The following is a 19,098-nucleotide window of genomic DNA, read 5'->3' on the forward strand; positions in this document are numbered from 1 at the left end:
TCCCCATAACTTCTATCTTCGTCTATTAGCAATAAAACCACCTTATGATCAACTACCCAGGCAGTAAACTACCTGATGTCGGCACCAGTATTTTCGCTGTGATGTCGGCGCTGGCCAACGAGCACGGAGCTATCAACCTGTCGCAGGGCTTCCCTGACTTTAACTGTCCCGACGAGCTGATTGCGTTGGTGACCAAGTATATGCAGGAAGGCTACAATCAGTACGCCCCCATGCCCGGCATGCCGGCGCTGCGTCATAAGATCAGCGAAAAAACGGAAAAGGTATACGGCCATCGCCCAGACCCGGACCAGGAAGTGACTGTCACCTCCGGCGCGACAGAGGCGCTTTTTGCGGCCATCACGGCGGTCGTAAAACCCGGCGACGAAGTGGTGGTGCTGGAGCCCTGCTACGACAGCTACGCACCTGCCATCCGGTTGGCGGGCGGCATCCCGATCTATGTGCCCCTGGCCCTGCCTGACTTTAGCACTGACTGGGAGTTGCTGAAGAAGAACATCTCGCGCCGCACGCGCATGATCATCATCAACACACCGCACAACCCAACAGGTGCTGTAATTCCACGCGAAGACCTGGAGAAGCTGGCCAACCTGACCGACGGCACGGATATCCTGATTCTAAGCGACGAGGTATACGAGCACATGGTGTTTGACGGCAAAGAGCACGTGAGCGCCCTGCAGATCGAGTCGCTGCGGCAGCGGGCCTTCGTGATTTCCTCTTTCGGGAAAACCTACCATACCACCGGCTGGAAGATAGGCTATGTGGTAGCACCACCTGCCCTTACGGCAGAGCTGCGCAAGATGCACCAGTTCATCACCTTCTGCTCCGTTACACCCCTGCAGCTAGCCATCGCCGACTACATGGACAACGAGGAGCACTACCGCTCCCTTCCCGACTTCTACCAGGCCAAGCGCGACCTGTTCTGTGAGCTGGTGAAGCCGTCACGATTCGAACTTATACCTTCGGCAGGAACCTACTTCCAGTTGCTGAAGTATGACGCGATCTCGCAGGAGCACGACCTGGACTTTGCCAAGCAACTAACGAAGGAGATTGGGGTAGCCTCCGTACCTGTTTCAGCTTTCTACCACAACAAAACCGACCACCACTATCTGCGCTTCTGCTTCGCCAAAAGTGAGGATACGTTGCGACAAGCGGCAGAGAAGCTGGTCAAGCTGTAGTTGTTGATTGTTGATTGTTGATTGTTGATTGTTGATTGTTTTAAATATTAATCATTCTTCCTTAAAAACTAGCCCATTAATACATGGACCTCCGCGTAACCATCATCCAAACTATCCTACACTGGCACGACGCAACCGCTAACCGAGCTATGTTCTCGGAAAAACTTGCAACTGTAGCGCCCGCTACTGATTTGATCGTGCTCCCCGAGATGTTCACGACGGGTTTTAGCATGCAGGCGAGCGAGTTGGCGGAAGAGGCAGATGGTCCTACCCTGCAGTGGATGAAGGAGGAAGCGGCGAAGCACCAGGCCGTACTGACCGGTAGCGTGATCGTGCGGGAGGGTGAGCAGTATTTCAACCGTCTGTATTGGGTACGACCTGACGGTACTTATCAGCATTACAACAAGCGCCACTTGTTCCGGATGGCGAAGGAGCACCATACCTATACTGCTGGCAAAGAAAAGCTGCTGGTGGAGTTAAAAGGCTGGAACATCTGCCCGTTGGTGTGCTACGACCTGCGATTCCCGGTGTGGAGTCGCAACACGAGCAGCCAGTATGATCTGCTGCTTTACGTAGCCAATTGGCCCAAGCCACGAGCCAACGCCTGGAGCATTTTGTTGCAGGCCCGTGCCATTGAGAATCTAAGCTATGTAGTGGGTGTGAACCGGGTCGGAACAGATGGTAACGGACACCCTTACTCCGGCGACTCGGCCATTATCCACCCTAAAGGCTATAAGTTGCTTGAAACTGCCGAAACGGAAGGTATACACACCATCACCTTGAGCAAAGAGGAGCTAACAGATTTCAGAGAAGCTTTCCCGGCGCACCTCGATGCCGATGATTTTACGTTAAACTGATCCTGACAGAAACTGGCGAAGCGCGTCTTCATCTGCCAGCAAGGTATAGGCTGTACCCTGCCGGGCCTGCAGCATGCGCAGCAAACGGGGCTGCTGCCCCATGAGCAGGAGGTGACGCTGCGGATGCGGCAAAAGCAGTTCTTCGAGCAAGGGCATCAGCCGGTTCAATTCTCCTGTCCCACCCTTTACACACACCACGGTTTCGGGATTTTCCTGCAGCAGGCGCACGGCGTACTGTTGCAGGGTAGCATCGGACTTAGCGTCTACGTCAAAGACAGGTATAGCAGGAGCGTGTTGCCGTACCAGCTGCAGAATGGGCTTGTCAAATGCGGTTTCCTCTGAGAGGTCTACTAATAGAAAGGCCTGCATCAGTGTACGACCAGTCTTCGGGTTTCGTGAAGGCCGTCGCGGGAGGTGGCGCGCAGCAAGTATACGCCCGCTTTCAGGTGGCCCAGCCTTAAGGTATGACGGCGGTTAAAGTTGCCAGACCCATCGTATACCTTGCGCCCGATCATATCGTGCAGCACCAGCGAAACAGACTCACTTGCCTGTACCTGCACAGGTTCCTGCGCTCCGGCCACCGGGTTCGGGTATACCTTCAGTCCCAGGCCACTTGTCTTATCATTTGGATTACCGTAGTTGCCACCTGTTTGCTGCAGCAGGTATAGGCCACCTCCCTGCGTGCCGATGGCCAGGTATAGCTTATAGGGTCCGCCCAGCTCTGCCACAGCCAGACTCAGCCCACGTCCAAAGCGAGAGACTTGCGCCTCACCTAGCAGTTCGTTTTCCAGCACTTTGTTTGTTTCGGTGAAGTCGCCGTTCAGATGATCCAGAAAATCATGGTAGATACGCAGGGCCCCACTATCATCCACCGTGAGCAGGTCAAGCTTGGCGTTGCCGTCTATGTCCACTACAACTGGCGCGAGATTGCGGCGGTAGAAGTCAAATTTGATTCCGCCGATGCTTTGTTTCTCCAGCACGAAACTATTGCCGGAAGAGCGGTAGTAGTCCAGCGTACCTGTGGCTTTTCCAACCAGCATGTCTGTTCGCTGCGCATCCACTCTAAACAGGTAGGGGGTATCGCCATTGGCCAGCGTGTGCAGGTGAAAAAGGCGGGCCGTGTTAAACGCATATGGCTCACCGGCTTTCGCATTGTTTACAAAGTAATCGATGTGCGTAGTGCCCGCTGAAGCATGCTCGGAGCCGGGCTGTGCTCTGTAAGTCAGGACAAGATCCGGCACACCGTCCTGGTTAATATCAAAGAAAGACGGCTTCAGCGAAAGCATGTTTTCGTTGGACAGGGCCAGGTAATCGTCGGTGACAAACGTAAAGGCGGGTGCGTCTAAAGTGCCGGTGTTGCGGTAGAGGCTCAGTGTTGCCACAAAGCGTCCGTTGCGATCTGACCGCCCGTTGCCGACCACCAGGTCAAGTAGGCCGTCGCCATCTATGTCAGCAAAGGCAGGGTAAGCATTTTCACCCAGTTCAATCATTTGGCTCTGCAGAAAGTTATCCTGCGCAAAGTCAAAGTTAGGCTGGCTGGCAGTGCCTGTGTTGCGGTAGAGCCAGGATGAGCGCTGCAGTTCCAGGTTACCTTCGTTCTCGTTGCTGTTTGGGGCTACGATCAGGTCAGGTATACCATCGAAAGTCACGTCTTCGTAATAAGCTGCCGGGAAAAGGTTGAACCGGGCTGCCCGCGTACTAAACGGAAAAGCCGGTTCAAAACTGTCCATGCGGGCCAGCGCTTTGGTACCTTTGTTTTCCATCATCACCAGATTGTCGCAGGCCACCCCTCCTATCAATAAATCCTTCACACCATTGCCGTTCAGGTCGAGCGCTAACAGGGAAGAGCCGTCGTGGCCGGAATGTAGCGGTGCTGCCATGCGGCACTGCACGCCAAAGCCATAAGCGTTGCAGCCTTCGCACTCTGTAATCTGCCCCCACCAGTCGGAGCCGAGCGCAAATTCCAGCGTACCGCAGGGCTTGCCTTCCTCTACCTGCATGTTCTGGTAATACTCCAGGGTATAGCCCCCTGAGAATTCAGAAAGCAGGATATCCAGATCGCCGTCGCCGTCCATGTCCACAATGGCAGGTATGTCGGCGATGTTCATCTGCATGTTGATGCTGTTCACGCCATTGCGGCTCCGGTAAAAGAGGGCATCCTCTGCCAGCACAAAAGTCGGGTATTTGTTGCTGGTAGCCTCCTGTCGGTATACCCGTATACCCAGTGGCGTACTGGTGAAGATATCTTTTAAGCCATCGCAGTTATAATCGCGCAGCAACACCCAGTTTTCCAGCTCAGCCGGGAACATCACCTCGTATTCGGGGGCATAGGTATAGCGCCACTGCCCTCCCTCCTGCACCGCCAGGTAGGTGTAGACTTTGCGCAGCATGCGGTCAAAGACAAACAAATCATCACGGCCGTCTTTGTTCAGATCGATGGACGAGAACTGTGGCGTGTTGAGTCCACCGCCCCAGGGATTTAGCAATTGTGAGTCGCTAGCTGTAACCGGCACATCGGTGCGTTGGCTGAAACGCACAGGCTCCTGAGCAAACGCATTAGGTATGAGCAGCAAAAAAAGGAGGATGTAAAACAGGTAGCGCATAGGCAGTTCGTTGGGCAATCGGGCTGTTGCTTTTGCCGTTTTGATTGTATATTGCCATGGCAGCCGTCGGCTATACCTAAGCTCAGCATGCTGCCACCAATTTATAGACTAAAAATACGCATTTCATGCCGAACAGCATCGACTTTCTTTACCAAAAATACCTTGAGTGCCGCCACGTGAGCACCGACTCCCGCGCCCCGCAGGACCAGAGCCTGTTCTTTGCCCTGAACGGACCTAATTTTAAGGGAGCCAAATTTGCGCAGGGTGCCTTAGAGAAAGGCGCCAAATACGCTGTGGTAGACGACCCGGCGCTGGCATCTGACAACGTGTTTGTGGTGGAAGACACACTGCAGGCACTGCAGGACCTGGCCCGTCACCATCGTCAGCAATTGAGCATACCCGTGATCGGTATCACAGGCAGCAACGGCAAAACCACCACCAAAGAACTGATCTATGCCGTGCTGAGCCAGAAATTCAACACCCTCTATACCCAGGGCAACCTCAACAACCACATTGGGGTGCCGCTTACCTTGTTGCGCATCAGGCCCGAGCATGAAATGGCGATCATCGAGATGGGTGCCAACCACATCGGTGAGATTGCCTTGCTGAGTAGCATCGCCCAGCCTACGCACGGTATGATCACCAACATCGGCAAGGCGCACCTCGAGGGATTTGGGAGTTTGGAGGGTGTGGCCCGTGGCAAGAGCGAACTCTACGTGCACCTGCTGGAGCATGGCGGCACCGTGTTTGTGAACACCGGCAACGAGCACCTGATGCGCATGAGCCGCCGCATCGAAGACAAAGTAACCTACCCGGCCCAAGGCGACTATTACCATAGCGAATTGCTGGAGGCTTCGCCTTACGTGGTGTATAAAGACGAGGCAGGCAACACCGTGACTACCCAGCTGGTCGGCAGCTACAACTACGAAAATATGGCTGCAGCCGCCTGCATCGGCAAATACTTCGGGGTGCCGCTGGAGAAAGCCAACACCGCCATTGCCAATTACAGCCCAGTGAACAACCGCTCGCAGGTGATGCAGAAAGGCAGCAACACGCTGATCCTGGATGCCTACAATGCCAACCCTACTTCTATGGCAGCGGCTATCCGCAACTTTGGTGATATGAATGCGCCGCGCAAAGTCGTGATCGTGGGCGATATGCTGGAGATGGGTACTGAAAGCGCCACGGAGCACAAGTCCATCGGTGAGATCATCGCGGAGCAGAATTTTGACACCGTGCTGCTCTGCGGACCGGAGATGAAGCATGCCGCTAAAGTAGATAGCAACTTCCATTACTTCGCTACCAAGACAGAGCTGCAAAGCTGGCTGGAGGCTAATCCGGTTTCGGAAAGTTATGTGCTGGTGAAGGGCTCAAGAGGCATGGGGCTGGAGACGCTGGTGGAGGTGTTGTAGAGCTAGAGATTACTCTTTAATCAGTACAGCAGTTAGCGCCTGGTAGACCCGTTTTACCAGGCGCTTTTTAATTATTGTCTTCTTTTAAATTCAAGCCCTCCACTCTGTTACCAATCCGACTTAAACACGCAATATAACAACCATGAAACGTCTCAATTACGGGTTAAATCACTATAACTATATATAAATTATAATTTTTATAAATAAAATTCAAGTTACCTCTAAGAGCAAGCTTTCTTTTTTAAACCCATAACTATACGTATATTTATATATAATTATTTATTTTAACTCCTACCTTTCATGAAATTCAAGTATCCTCTAATTGCCTTCCTACTCTTCGTCTGCCAGTTTGCGTCTGCTCAATCGCAGGATTCAACAGCTTTTGATCGTCACCACATTGGCATCAATACACATGTAATTATTGACAAAATTGTTGACCCCGCCAGCCGCATGCCCCTGCAGCTTATGTACAAGTACCAACTTTCCCGAACCGGGGCCATCCGGATCGGGCTGGAGGGGATGTATGCCAAGTCCGACTCTACCCAGTCTTACACAAATCGTCGCGACGAGATTACCGATTACCTTTTAGGTGGAAGTGTTGGCTACGAATGGCAGAGACCACTCAGCAAACTATTTACGCTGTATTACGGAACTGATGGTTTTTATCAGCAGAAAGTGAGGAATATAGAGATGTGGGACGAATTCAGTGAGCCGGACCCATATGGTGTAATAGAGAAGCATTCAAAAGATCTTCTTACTACCACCTCTTTCGGAATAAGGCCGTTTATTGGCTTCCGCATTAATATTAGCACCAGATTTTATTTATCGACAGAAACAGCATTCCACTTAAGCAAAGTAAAAAGCTCGCAAGATCTCGTACTCTCCCTCAAAACATACTCACCAGAATACGATAGTTTCGGCAACCCCAAGACCTATATTGACTATACTACCAACAAACTTGTTTTTTCCTACATCCCAATAACGTTTGTCAATCTTAACTGGACTTTCTAAAATTTAAATCAACCAAAAAACAAACTTATGAAGAAGCTCTACTTCTTACTGCTATTCTTAATAGCCCCATTTTTATTAGCTGCACAAACAGCTTTAACGCCTGATGGCAGAGTTCCCCAATGTCCTGGAAATAGAATTGCTTATACAGCTTTCCAGCAGGTGGTTCTGCTTCTGCTGATTATGCAGGGTGCTCTTTTAAATGGTCTATTACCAACGGCAAATTTTACATTACTAACAGCAGTGACGATTATACTACATCCAATAGTTCTGTAGAAGTAATCTGGAACGATGTAACAAATAAAGGAGAATTAAAAGTAACGATAACGTCCTGTAACAACAAATCTAATGATGGCACACCAACTACAGGTGGCGTCATAATCAAATCCATAAACAGCGTTAACCCCTCACAAGTTAAGGTAAACAACGTGGCAAAATCAAGCCACAGCATAGACTGGTGCAGCACAGCCCTTATAACGTTAGCTATAGATAGGCTCGCAATTCCTAACACCCCAAGCAGCTCTAACCCTTTCTTTTCCTCTACTTTATATGTAGACACGTATGAATGGACACTACCATCCGGCTGGCGCACTAATGACAATAAGACGGGCACTTTTACGACTCCTTCCTACTCCATTTCTGTTATACCTGCGGCAGGGTCTGGAGGCCAGGTAAAGGTGAGAGGCCTGAATCAGGAATGTAGCATATACAGTTCGCCGCGTGTAAACTTCTACAGCAACTACAGCACACTCACTATTACGCGCGAACCTCAGGTAGGCGCAATCACTGCTTCCAAAACCAATTTGCACTGCGGCGACAGAAACCCTGTTAACCTCTCGGTTCCGACTGTGACGGGGGCGACATCCTACACCTGGTCGCTTCCGCAGGGCTGGACGATTTCAGGATCTGCTTCCGGCAATTCTATCACAGCCATACCGAGCGGCACGAATGGCGGGCAGGTATCGGTAGCGGCCAACATTACCTGCACCACCCCAACCAAGGCGGTCAACTCAAAACCTATCACCATCAACTACAACAGCAGCCTGCCTACACCGACGTTCAACAACGCCCCTTACGATATAGGAAATACTGCGTCTTCCTATAGCATAACCCCAGTAGCCGGTACTACCAGCTATGCATGGGAGGCTAGCCCCAACATCTTAATCAATGGACAACTCTCGCCGCTACAAAGCACGTCAACGAACGTAACGATCTCGCAGCGGCCCGGTTACAGTGGCGCAGGCTGGGTGAAGGTAACGGCCAATAGTGCGCAGTGTGGCAGTAGCACTATAACCAAAAATGTTTGGGTGGGCCAACCAGAAATTTTATACTTCAGCTATTTTGGAGGCTCAAACTACCCTACCTGCCCCTACGAGCAACACACTTTTGCTCCTGTTTATAGTAACGGATATCAGGGGCAGCCAACGCGCTACCGTTGGACAGTTGGTAATGTGAGCAGCCACGGCGACTTAACAGGCTCCTCCTTAACTGTAACGGCAGCAGGGTTTAACTTTAGCTCTCGCATGTCTATCGGACTGGAGGTAGAAACCCCTCTCGGCTGGACACAGCAGTTTGTAATGCTCTACGAGATCCGTGACTGCGACAATGGGGCGGAACCCTCATTTGCCCCTAACCCAGTCACCGCAGACGAGTTCACCATTGAAACTTCGGTAAGCTCAGAGGAGAGCTACAGTTATACCCTGTACGACTTGCAAGGAAACCAGCGCCTGTCAGGCAATGCCAAGGGCAAGAAAACCAAGGTTAGCACCAAAGGTATATCTGCTGGCACGTATATGCTCCGAATAGAGCATAAAGGCAAATCTACAACCAAAAGAATAATAATAGAGAAGTAACTGAAAGTAGCTAAAACGACAAGGCCCGCGATTAAAACAATCGCGGGCCTTGTCGTTTATAAACAGGAACCATCTTGAACCTAAAGTGTAAACAGTTGGCCGGTATTTATAAGTCTTTTGTCCTTTGTCTAAATGTCTGTCAAGGCACTCAATACCCCTCCTAAAACGGCGAGTCAAAATCCTCCAACAACGGCAGCACCTCGTCTTTTGGCGATACCAGCGGCTCGGCTATACCCCAGTCTATACCTAAGGCCCGGTCGTTCCAAAGGATACCTCCTTCGGAGGGTTGGTGATACAGGTTGGTGCATTTGTAGAGGAAGCTGGTATTGTCCTCCAGTGCCACAAAGCCGTGCGCAAAGCCTTCCGGAATGTAAAACATGTTGTTTAACTCGGCATCCAGCACACAACTCACATGCTGCCCGTAGGTTGGTGAGTCTTTGCGGAGGTCCACTGCTACATCAAGTACCCGTCCTGAAGCAACCCGCACCAGCTTGCCTTGCGCATAAGGCGGCTTCTGGAAATGCAATCCACGCAGCACACCCTTTTTCGACACCGATTCGTTGTCCTGCACGAAAACCGGGTTGATGCCGAAGGGCGTAAACATGCTGGCATTGTAGGTCTCCATAAACCAGCCGCGATCGTCGCGGAACACACGCGGTACAAACTCGATCAGGCCCTCAATGTGATAGGTCTTGTGCTCCATGGCTGGTATTAGTGGATAAGCTGTGGCTCTCTTATAAGGGTGGCAAGTTAGGCTTTTTCCCCTTTCTTCTGAAATTTTTAACCTAACTTGCATCAGTACTGCATGCTTCCACGGTACTATACCTGCCACTATTTAACCGGGGCCGGGACCAATTACGTACATAGATGCATGCCAAAAATAAGGCTGCCAAAACGCTACGCTTAACATCTGACAATGGGTAAACAAAAATACTACGAAACTGCCAAGCCACAGGAAACCGCCGTACTGGTAGCTGTGCCTGGCTACAAACAAACAGACGAACAAACCAACGAGTACCTCGACGAGCTGGCCTTCCTCACCGAAACTGCCGGCGCCGTAGCCATGAAGCGCTTCGTGCAGAAGCTCGATAAACCAGACACCCGCACCTTTGTGGGCAGCGGCAAACTGGACGAGATCAAAGCCTATGTGATAGAGCACAACATTGACATGGTGATCTTTGACGATGACCTGAGCCCTTCGCAGGTGCGCAACATTGAGCGCGAACTGCAGGTTAAGATCGTCGACAGAAGCTTACTGATACTCGACATCTTCGCGCTCCGGGCCAAGACGGCACAGGCTCACACGCAGGTAGAACTGGCCCAGTACCAGTACCTGCTCCCCCGCCTGACCAACCTCTGGACGCACCTTTCCAAACAAAAAGGTGGTATCGGCATGAAGGGTCCTGGTGAAACTGAAATTGAGACTGACCGTCGTATCGTGCGCGACAAGATCTCCTTGCTGCGCGACCGACTGGAGAAGTTCGAGAAGCAGAACTTTGAGCAGCGTAAGTCCCGTGCGGGCATGGTGCGTGTGGCATTGGTTGGGTATACCAACGTAGGAAAGTCCACGCTTATGAACCTGCTCTCCAAGTCCGACGTGTTTGCCGAGAACAAACTCTTCGCGACAGTAGACGCCACGGTGCGCAAAGTCGTGTTGGAAAACATCCCTTTCCTGCTCTCCGACACGGTAGGGTTCATCCGCAAGCTGCCTACCAAACTGATCGAGGCCTTTAAGTCGACGCTCGACGAGATCCGTGAGGCCGACCTGCTGGTGCACGTGGTGGATGTGTCGCACCCTTCGTTTGAAGACCACATCGCCGTTGTGAACGACACCCTGCTGGACATCAACTCAGCTGATAAACCCGTGTTGCTGGTGTTCAACAAGATCGATCAGTACCTGGAGCAGCGGGAGCAGGAGATGCAGGAAGAAAGCGGGAATGATGAAGAAGGAGAGCATCATGTACGGCCTTCTATCGAAGATCTGAAAGCTACTTACATGGCGAAGATCCATGCCCCGGCCCTGTTCATTTCGGCGACGAACCGCATTAACATTGACGATCTTCGCGCTGAGTTACAGCGCCGAGTAGCGGAGATCCACTTCGAGCGCTACCCGAACAATATATAAGCACTATTGTAACAGATCAGAAAAGGGAACAGTCCGGCATGGGCTGTTCCCTTTTCTGATTTTAGGCCTTCCTGGCGTCCTGCTATACCTGCCAAATCCTCTCAAAGCTAATCTAACAGTTCTCCTCACAACAAATTTCGGGTGCTTCCAGTAAACACCTTGCATAGCGGGCACACTATGTACCTGGCGTCTTGCTATACCTTTCTGAAAGAGAATTACCTTATGAAGACCTTATATATCATGCGTCATGCCAAATCCAGCTGGAAGTTCGAAGAGCTGAGCGACCATGACCGACCACTGAGCAAACGCGGCCGTACTGATGCACCGCTTATGGGGCAGGAACTGGCAGCCAACAATGCCGAGCTACAACTCATCCTGTCGAGCCCTGCCGTGCGGGCGCTTACCACCGCCACGCTGGTAGCCCGCGAACTCGACTACGATGCCGATGATATTGCAGTAGATGACCGCATGTATGGCGCAAGTGCCGAAGAGCTGCTTGAGATAGCACGTGAAGCACCCACCGATGTAGATAGTATGATGATGGTGGGGCACAATGAATCCATCTCAGAGTTTGCCAACATGCTATCACCCAAACATGTAGCCAGCATGCCAACAGCCGGCGTGGTGGCCTTGCGCTTTAACTGCGACAGTTGGTATGACATCAAGCGTGACAATGCCGAGCTACTGTTCTACGATGTACCTAAAAACCACAAATAACACAGCACACCGGTATAGCTTACAGGTATAACCCCACACCTGTGAGCTATGCTTATACCTTTATCACATTGCTCCGCACCGGGCAACATACAAAACCATGGAAATTAATACCGAAGATAAAAAACCGACCACCACACCGCTGATCAACCGCGAACTCAGCTGGTTGGCGTTCAACTACCGCGTGCTGCAGGAGGCCAAGGACCGCACCGTGCCACTGCTGGAGCGCGTTAAATTTATGGCTATCTTCTCGGCCAATCTCGACGAGTACTTCAAGGTGCGTGTAGCTACGCTCAAGCGCCTGATCAAACTCAAAAAGAAAACCCGCGACAAGCTCTCCGAAGACCCTGCCGACACATTCGATCAGGTGATGCAGGAAGTGAAGCGCCAGCAGGAGGAATTCGGGGAGGTGTTCAGAGAAGGTGTATTGGCCGACCTGCGCCAGCATCATATCAACCTCCTAACCGAGAACGACCTGAACAAAACGCAGCAGAAGTGGGTGCGCGAGTACTTCACCGAGCACATTCATCCACACATCCTGCCGCTTCTGCTTGACGATACTGAGACGCACTTTTTCCTGAAGGACCAGACGGTATACCTGGGCGTGCATCTCTTCGAGCCTAAAAAGAAAGATCTGAAGTCCGAGCGCTTCTCCATGCTCGAGATACCCACCAAGAAGCATGGTAGTCGCTTTGTGAAGCTCCCTACTGTGGGCAAGCAGCGTTACGTGATGTTCCTCGACGATGTGATTCGCTTCTGCCTGCCCGAGCTATACCCCAACTATGCCCGCTTTGAGGCGCATGCCGTGAAAGTGTCGCGCGATGCTGAGCTGGATATAGAGGAGGAAGTATCGGGCAGTCTGATGGCCAAGATCCAGAAGAGCCTGAAGAAGCGTGAAACGGGTTATCCGGCCCGGCTCCTTTACGACCCCGACACACCAAAGCCAATGCTCGAAGCCATTATGGCCCATACGGGTATATCGGAAGATGAGCTGGTGGAAGGTAGCAAGTACCATAACTTCCGCGACTTTTTCCAGTTCCCGGACTTCAACCTGCCCGACCTGAAGTACTCGCCACAGCCTACGCTGGCGCACCCGCTCCTGGAGCAGGAAGAAAGCCTGATTGAGGCCATGAAAAAACGGGACTACATGGTGCACTACCCTTACCAGTCCTTCGGCTACGTCTTGCGCCTGTTCGATGAAGCTGCCAGAGACCCCAAGGTAACTGCCATGAGCGCTACCCTATACCGCGTAGCTGATAACTCAGCCATCGCCAAGTCGCTGGTAAAAGCCGCTAAAAACGGCAAGCTTGTTACGGTGGTGGTAGAACTGAAAGCCCGATTTGATGAAGAGTCTAACATCTTCTGGGCAGGTAAACTGCAGAAGGCCGGTGCCAATGTGATACTGGGTTTACCTGACCTAAAGGTACACACCAAGCTGGGCCTGATCACCCGCAACGAGGACGGCAAACTGGTGAACTACGCCTACCTGAGCACCGGCAATTACAATGAAGACACTTCCAAGATTTATGCTGATCACGCTCTTTTTACCTCCCATAAGGAGATCACGCAGGATGTGGAGCAGGTCTTCAACTTCTTCATCGATCGCCAGCACGACAAAAAGTTTAAGAAACTGCTGATGGCACCCATCAACATGCGGGACCGCTTTGTAGAGATGATCAACCGGGAAATCAAAAATGCCCGAAAAGGCAAACCAGCCTCTATGATCCTCAAGATGAATGCCCTGCAGGACGAGCGCATGATCAAAAAACTATATGCCGCCAGCCAGGCCGGTGTGAAGATAGAGCTGTTGGTGCGCGGCATTTGTTGCCTGGTGCCGGGCGTGGAGGGGCTGAGTGAGAACATCCGGGTGCGCAGCATCGTGGACCGCTACCTGGAGCATGCCCGGGTATACATCTTCCACAACAACGGCAAAGAAGAATACTATGTGGCTTCAGCTGACTGGATGGCCCGTAACCTGAGCCGCCGGGTGGAAGTAGCTTTCCCAATCCTGCAGAAGGATCTGATTCAGGAATTGCGTACGATCATCGACTTTCAGCTGGCCGACGACACCAAGGCACGTGATGTAGACAATAGTTATGTAGAGCAGGCAAGCCCTACCCATATCCGATCACAATATGCTACCTACGAGTATCTGCGCAGCCTGATCCCGGCAGGTATGGAACCGGCAGGCAAGTCGAAGTAGGAGAAGCGCCTCTAAAGCAATAAAGCCCGACCTGCTATACCTGCAGGTCGGGCTTTGCTATACTTATAGCTGAGTTTCTTAACGATTCCGGCTACGCTCCAGCAGCTTGCGGGGTGGCACAGCATAGAGTTCTATACCGATGTAGCCTGCTCCGGCCAGCGTGTTGGTGATCAGCTCGTCGCGAGAGCCTACTACGTCAAAGGCGCGGTGGCGGTAGTACTGCCGGAAGCCGCCTTCCACGGCAAACCACAGGAAATCATAGATCTCCTGCTCCAGTCGCAACAGCGCCTTAATATCAGTACGCCGCAGTTCGATGTCGTTGAACTGCGAGAGCGGCGGCTCGCTGGCGTAGAGGTTGTAGCTGGCACCCTCAATGCGGTAACCAGTATAGAGCAGCGTCTTTTCCGACACATTGTAGCGCACCCGCAGGTTGGCCGGGAAGATGGACTCCACGCCCCAGCGGTCGTTGAAGGTGCGGTTGTACATGATGCCCGGGTAGATGCGCTGCCGCCCAAAGGTATAGCCGAGCTGCAAACCCACACCCCAGGCAAAGTCAGGGCTGCGCTTCCAGCCATAGGCCAGATCCACGGTTGTTTTCAGGTAATCCGATACATTGACATTGTCGCGGGTATAGTCGCCGTTCAGTTCGCCTTTGGCACGCACCAGCATGAAACGCACCTCGTCGAACGAGTGCAGGAAAGCCAGCTGCAAGCCCAGGCTCTTCAGGTTCTTGTCCTCCAGATTGCGGTACAGGCTGTAGGAAGCCGGTGATACGTTCTCGAAGTTGAACTCCTCAAACTTGTGGTCTATACCCAGGATCAGCTTGTTGTTGGGCTTGTTCATGATGGGTGCCAGTGCCCGCACAAAAAACTTATTGTGCCGCCGTACCCGTGCACGCCCGTTGCCCACCTCCGGGTGATCCGACTCCGACTCCATGTCGAACTGCGGCAGACGCTCATAGCCGATCACAATGCCCCGGCTTCTGCCCATGCCCCGCACCCCCGGGCTGGCGTAATCTATTGTTTGTTTCTGTATATCGGTCAGGTCTCGCTCTGTCTCTTGAGCCAGTGCCTGTTCTCCTATCAGGAGCAAAGGTATAAGGAGTAACTTAGGTAAGATTAGTTTCATAGTCTGTGGCTAGTTACATGGCGGTAAATGCAAAAAGCGCCTGGATTGCGGCACCTTCTGCTATACGTCTTTCGATTTTTTTAGAATAAGAAGCCGAAGCTTAATGTCCACAGCCTATCCACGTCGCCTTTGGCATAGGTCAGCACAATCACGTTCTTCTGCATGATATCGGCCCATACGCCCCCGCCAACTCCGGTATGCAGACTGCGGAAGAAGGCGGAGTCGCGTTCGCCATCGTAATACACACGGCCTACGTCATACAGTCCCAGCACCCCTAGCCTGCCCGGCGTCAGGTATAAGTTGAAGTCGAAAAGCGACAGGCGACCCTCGACATTGGCAAAGATTGCACTGCGGCCGGCAAAGCGTGTACGGCGGTAGCCGCGCATGTTATCCATACCGCCCAGCGTGTTGGCCTGGTAAAAGCGGAAGTCACCGAAGTTATGCGCTGCTCCCAGTCGACCTGCCCAGGTGAGCTGGAACGGGAAGCTAGGCGTCAGGTAGAAGGCAAACTCAGAGCTTACATGTGTATAGCTGAGTCCTTCGCCGTCGGTCTGCTTGTTGTAACTCATGCGGTTGTGCAGGCGCATTCCGATACGCGGGTTCTTCTGATTACCCTCTCCCAGCACGTCCAGATCAGCAAAAGCCATTAGCCCCACATAATGCTGCGACTCAAAGCGGTCTCCCTCAAAGTCATAGGTCCCCGGCTCCAGACGGCCATTCAGTGCCTCATTTACTAGGTAAGTATCTTGCTCAGAGTTCACCACCCGGAAGCGGTCGTAAGTTGGGCCTATACCTATTTTGAAGAATGGTGCCAGGTTGTTGTTGAGCGTCGCCCCTACGTTCACCCGCTTAAACCGAACGCGATAAAAGGAGTCGTCCTGCCCGTCCTGCTGGCGCGTATCATTGCCATAGCCGTAGAAGTTGCGCTGGTACTGCGGTCCCTGTATGGCGGCGTTTACCCCGATGTTCCAGTTGCCGAATACCTGCCGGATGTCACCGGCATAGCGCACGTTAAAGGAGTTGGTGTAAAAGGCGTAATTTCCCTCCAGCAGGTGCTCTGCAGCATAAGGCGATTTGCGGAACTTGTGTGTGCGGGCCAGTACACCTGCGCCCACAAACAGTCCGTCATCCACGTTATACTCCAGCGACAGACGAGGCCCCAGGTAGGGCATTTTGTAATTGTCACGGTCATAGAAATTCACATCCGGACTGATGCTGGTTTCATCCTTTGTTTCCGGTCCGAAGTTGAACACATTGCCTTCTTTGGTGTCGTACACAATAGTGTGACGCTTAAGACCGGCCACACGTGAATTATCGGTGATTATGTCTTCGTCATTGCCACCGATGATCCGCACCACGATGCCTTTGTTCACGTCCCCGTTCACCTCAAACATATCTTTGCCGCGCTGCCCGTACAGGCGCAGCTCCTTGGTTTCGGAGGTATAGAAAGTGCGCTTGTAAAGGGTATCGCGCAGCTCACCTTCTTTGTTGATCTTGTATACCGTCAGGTGCGTTTCCTCGTCGTTCAGGCGGTTCACCACAAAATGCTCGTGCTTGTCGCTGCCGGCTACATCCACCATCTCAGAGATGTGTTCATAGTAAGCCTCCGCCGCCTGCGGCAGCTTGTCGCGGCGGGATCGCAGCTTGGCTTTAATCTCTTCTCCTGATATAGCCTGCACTTCTGGCGGCCACTGGCTGATGGCCTCTTCGATTACCTGGTCCGTCACGCCTGCCTTTATCTCTTCGGCAATGCGAATCCAGTCCTGCCGGGTGATGGCGGGTGTAAAGGAGCGGTCGATGGTGAGGGCGCTCAGGTTGAGCCCCACGATGTCGCGGTAGTCGTGGCTGAAGTTCTGCACGTTGCGCACACCCCACTTGCGGGTAGCCAGCCAGGGTATAAGGCCATCTGCTTTGAAGAACACCTGGTCACGGTCTTCGGGCACCGGGATGTATACCTTGCCACTATCAGTCTTCTCCTCTTTCCAGCGCCACTGCCCCTCGTGACGGTCCCAGTCGCCGACTAGCATGTCGAACAAACGGGCACGAACGAACTCCGGCTGATTTACCTGGTTGTCATTGTCCTGCCGCAGCTCTTTCAGCACCTTGTCGGTACCCACCAGGTTTTCGGCAAAGCCCAGGCTTTCCACGTCCTCGTGGTTTTCGTCAGCATCCTCTTCCAGGAAGGCCAGTGTGTTGCTGAACTCATCCATGTACTGGCGCAGGTAAGGCGTTTGGGGAATGTATACCAGCTTGGGGTTAGTGTGAAACACGCCTGCGGCATCTGCCAGCTTAGGTATAGCCAATGCACCATAAGGGTGCTGGGCTGATACCTGGTCCTGCAGCAGCGCTTTGGCAGCAGTTTGGCGCAGGTACTCCGGCAAGGCCATGGTTGGGTCTTTATCGACAGTGCGCAGGGTATACTCACGGGCATCCGGGTTGCGCACCTTCAGGGAGGCTGTCTGTTTGCCTCCACCCTTCTGGTACGGGGTGAGCCCACCCATTTCGTTGCGCATGTCCAGCAAAGGCACTTCTACGGGGGTGGCCCATTCGCGGCGGTAGTGCTCGCCCAGCAGCGTGCGACGCAGGCCCCTGGCAGTGTAGTCATCGTTGGCTGCTACCACAATGGTACTGTCGGCATAGTTGGTTTCATCGACCACAGCACCTCTCTTGCGGCGTGGCTCCTTGGCATAGAGCGGCGTCCGGAAGGTCATGGTGCCCTCTGAGCCATCGCCTACCGGTGTCCAATACTCTACCCAGGCTTCGCCGTTATCGTAGTACAGCAACTTGGCAAAGCCTTTCACTTCGTGGGTATACATGGCCGTGCCGCCCGGCTTTACGTGCTGCGTCTTGCAGCCCGAGCCGCTTACAATGTGCGTCAGGTTGTTGTGCTTGTAGTGCTGCAACGAGTGTTCGTGCCCTGCAGCGTACACGATGTTATCATACTTGTCAAATATGTTGAGCAGTCCCTCGATATAAGCCGTGTAGCGTGGGTGCGGAATATCCTGCAGAATGCCGCCGTACTTTCGGGCAAAAGGATAGATGGAACCGATGACCGGCAGCGGCAGGTAGATCCAGTCGCGAAGCATGGTGAGCGGGAATACGTGATCTTTCAGGGTGAAGAAGCCGCCGTGATTACCTCGTGTGAACAGCGGGTGGTGCGCCACAACCACGATGTTTGAGCCCTGGTGCTTCTCAATAATATCTTCCAGCTTCACCAGCAAGTCGGCCTCTGTAGATGCCCAGCAGTTGCTGCCGGCACCGTAAGGGCGCTCCCAGGGGTGCAGCCACCATTCTGAGTCCAGGGCAATCAGCACCACGTCGTCGCTGATCTTTACTTCATAAGGACCCGGACAGCCATCGCCCGGCACGTAGAAGTCGCCCCCTACCACAATCCCCTCTTCAGTGAGGTATTCGTTCACGTAGTTTTGCTGGCGCACCACGAACTCGAGTCCGCCGCGGCCGCTGTGGTTCCAGTCATGGTTTCCGGGAATCATGTACTTCTCTCCTTGATATCCCCGGAGCACATCCAGTTGGGCATTAAGGCGCTGCTCCGATACCTCCCGGTCGTAACGGCCCGGCTCAGGCAAGCCGTTGTGGTACACGTTGTCGCCCAGAAAAATGGTCGCACTCTGTGCACCCGCCTCGTTCATCTGCTTTTGCATGAGCTTCAGCGACGGCTCCTGCTGATCCAGGTCGGGAGCGCCCACGTCGCCGATCAGGAACACGGTGTAGTTTACTTTGTTGTCGGGCTTGGGCTCGTTTTGCTCCCAGTTGAGCACTTCGCGGCTGTAGTAAGGTTTTTTGGTGGCACAGGCCTGCAGGAGCACTAAGAAAAAGCCCACAGCCAGGGGACGCAGGATAACAGAAATAAGGTGAATATGATTTTTCATAAGGTTCTGTGTGTACGGGGTGTCCTGTCTAGCAAAAGCAAGTGTGACGGCAAAAACACAAAGACTGGCGATGGGTTTGTTGCCGTACGGAGAGGACTAAAAGCGGTACTTG

At 52.8% G+C, this 19,098-nt stretch carries 14 protein-coding genes; 9 read left to right on the top strand and 5 right to left on the bottom strand.

Annotated elements, in window-relative coordinates; translation table 11 throughout:
• Positions 1–44: 44 nt before the first annotated feature.
• Together AC5FXQ_RS10915 and AC5FXQ_RS10920 are read left to right on the top strand one after the other, a co-directional pair.
• Positions 45–1,193 carry a pyridoxal phosphate-dependent aminotransferase gene (locus AC5FXQ_RS10915; RefSeq protein ID WP_493602462.1) on the top strand — a complete coding sequence of 383 codons (1,149 nt, stop codon included), beginning with the start codon at positions 45–47 and terminating at the stop codon, positions 1,191–1,193.
• Between the two features lie 83 nt (positions 1,194–1,276).
• Entirely contained in the window at positions 1,277–2,050 is a 774-nt protein-coding gene (locus AC5FXQ_RS10920; protein ID WP_493602463.1) for an amidohydrolase, read from the top strand.
• Here the strand turns inward: AC5FXQ_RS10920 and AC5FXQ_RS10925 are convergent.
• Both AC5FXQ_RS10925 and AC5FXQ_RS10930 read right to left on the bottom strand, forming a co-directional pair.
• Positions 2,042–2,419, bottom strand: a complete 378-nt coding sequence (locus AC5FXQ_RS10925) for a hypothetical protein (RefSeq protein WP_493602464.1) — start codon at positions 2,417–2,419, stop codon at positions 2,042–2,044. The genes AC5FXQ_RS10920 and AC5FXQ_RS10925 overlap by 9 nt on opposite strands.
• Positions 2,419–4,671 (bottom strand): T9SS type A sorting domain-containing protein, encoded by a 2,253-nt coding sequence (locus AC5FXQ_RS10930; protein ID WP_493602465.1) that lies wholly within the window; start codon positions 4,669–4,671, stop codon positions 2,419–2,421. The genes AC5FXQ_RS10925 and AC5FXQ_RS10930 overlap by 1 nt, the downstream gene beginning before the upstream one ends.
• A gap of 107 nt (positions 4,672–4,778) precedes the next feature.
• On the opposite strand from AC5FXQ_RS10930, the gene AC5FXQ_RS10935 reads away from it, so the two are divergent.
• The 4 genes from AC5FXQ_RS10935 (at position 4,779) to AC5FXQ_RS10950 (ending at position 8,926) form a co-directional block, all read left to right on the top strand.
• Positions 4,779–6,065 carry a UDP-N-acetylmuramoyl-tripeptide--D-alanyl-D-alanine ligase gene (locus tag AC5FXQ_RS10935; protein ID WP_493602466.1) on the top strand — a complete coding sequence of 429 codons (1,287 nt, stop codon included), beginning with the start codon at positions 4,779–4,781 and terminating at the stop codon, positions 6,063–6,065.
• 300 nt (positions 6,066–6,365) lie between these two features.
• On the top strand, positions 6,366–7,076 hold the full coding sequence (locus AC5FXQ_RS10940) for a hypothetical protein (protein WP_493602467.1): 711 nt from the start codon (positions 6,366–6,368) through the stop codon (positions 7,074–7,076).
• Between the two features lie 27 nt (positions 7,077–7,103).
• On the top strand, positions 7,104–7,349 hold the full coding sequence (locus AC5FXQ_RS10945) for a hypothetical protein (protein ID WP_493602468.1): 246 nt from the start codon (positions 7,104–7,106) through the stop codon (positions 7,347–7,349).
• A gap of 152 nt (positions 7,350–7,501) precedes the next feature.
• Positions 7,502–8,926: a T9SS type A sorting domain-containing protein gene (locus tag AC5FXQ_RS10950; RefSeq protein WP_493602469.1), complete on the top strand. Its 1,425-nt coding sequence runs from the start codon at positions 7,502–7,504 to the stop codon at positions 8,924–8,926.
• Positions 8,927–9,086: 160 nt separating this feature from the next.
• On the opposite strand, the gene rfbC is transcribed toward AC5FXQ_RS10950, so the two are convergent.
• On the bottom strand, positions 9,087–9,629 hold the full coding sequence (gene rfbC, locus AC5FXQ_RS10955) for a dTDP-4-dehydrorhamnose 3,5-epimerase (protein WP_493602470.1): 543 nt from the start codon (positions 9,627–9,629) through the stop codon (positions 9,087–9,089).
• A 213-nt stretch (positions 9,630–9,842) separates the two neighbouring features.
• Between rfbC and hflX the strand changes: the two genes are divergently transcribed.
• The 3 genes from hflX to ppk1 all read left to right on the top strand — a co-directional run bounded on the left by hflX (position 9,843) and on the right by ppk1 (position 13,968).
• Positions 9,843–11,051, top strand: coding sequence for a GTPase HflX (gene hflX / locus AC5FXQ_RS10960; protein WP_493602471.1), 1,209 nt, complete (start codon positions 9,843–9,845; stop codon positions 11,049–11,051).
• Between the two features lie 222 nt (positions 11,052–11,273).
• Positions 11,274–11,768, top strand: a complete 495-nt coding sequence (locus AC5FXQ_RS10965; protein WP_493602472.1) for a SixA phosphatase family protein — start codon at positions 11,274–11,276, stop codon at positions 11,766–11,768.
• Positions 11,769–11,865: 97 nt separating this feature from the next.
• Positions 11,866–13,968, top strand: a complete 2,103-nt coding sequence (gene ppk1 / locus AC5FXQ_RS10970) for a polyphosphate kinase 1 (RefSeq protein ID WP_493602473.1) — start codon at positions 11,866–11,868, stop codon at positions 13,966–13,968.
• A 78-nt stretch (positions 13,969–14,046) separates the two neighbouring features.
• Here the strand turns inward: ppk1 and AC5FXQ_RS10975 are convergent, their stop codons facing one another.
• Together AC5FXQ_RS10975 and AC5FXQ_RS10980 are read right to left on the bottom strand one after the other, a co-directional pair.
• On the bottom strand, positions 14,047–15,096 hold the full coding sequence (locus AC5FXQ_RS10975) for a DUF6268 family outer membrane beta-barrel protein (protein WP_493602474.1): 1,050 nt from the start codon (positions 15,094–15,096) through the stop codon (positions 14,047–14,049).
• Between the two features lie 80 nt (positions 15,097–15,176).
• On the bottom strand, positions 15,177–18,986 hold the full coding sequence (locus tag AC5FXQ_RS10980) for a metallophosphoesterase (protein WP_493602475.1): 3,810 nt from the start codon (positions 18,984–18,986) through the stop codon (positions 15,177–15,179).
• Positions 18,987–19,098: the final 112 nt, after the last annotated feature.

This window comes from Pontibacter sp. LHS1 (assembly GCF_058932855.1).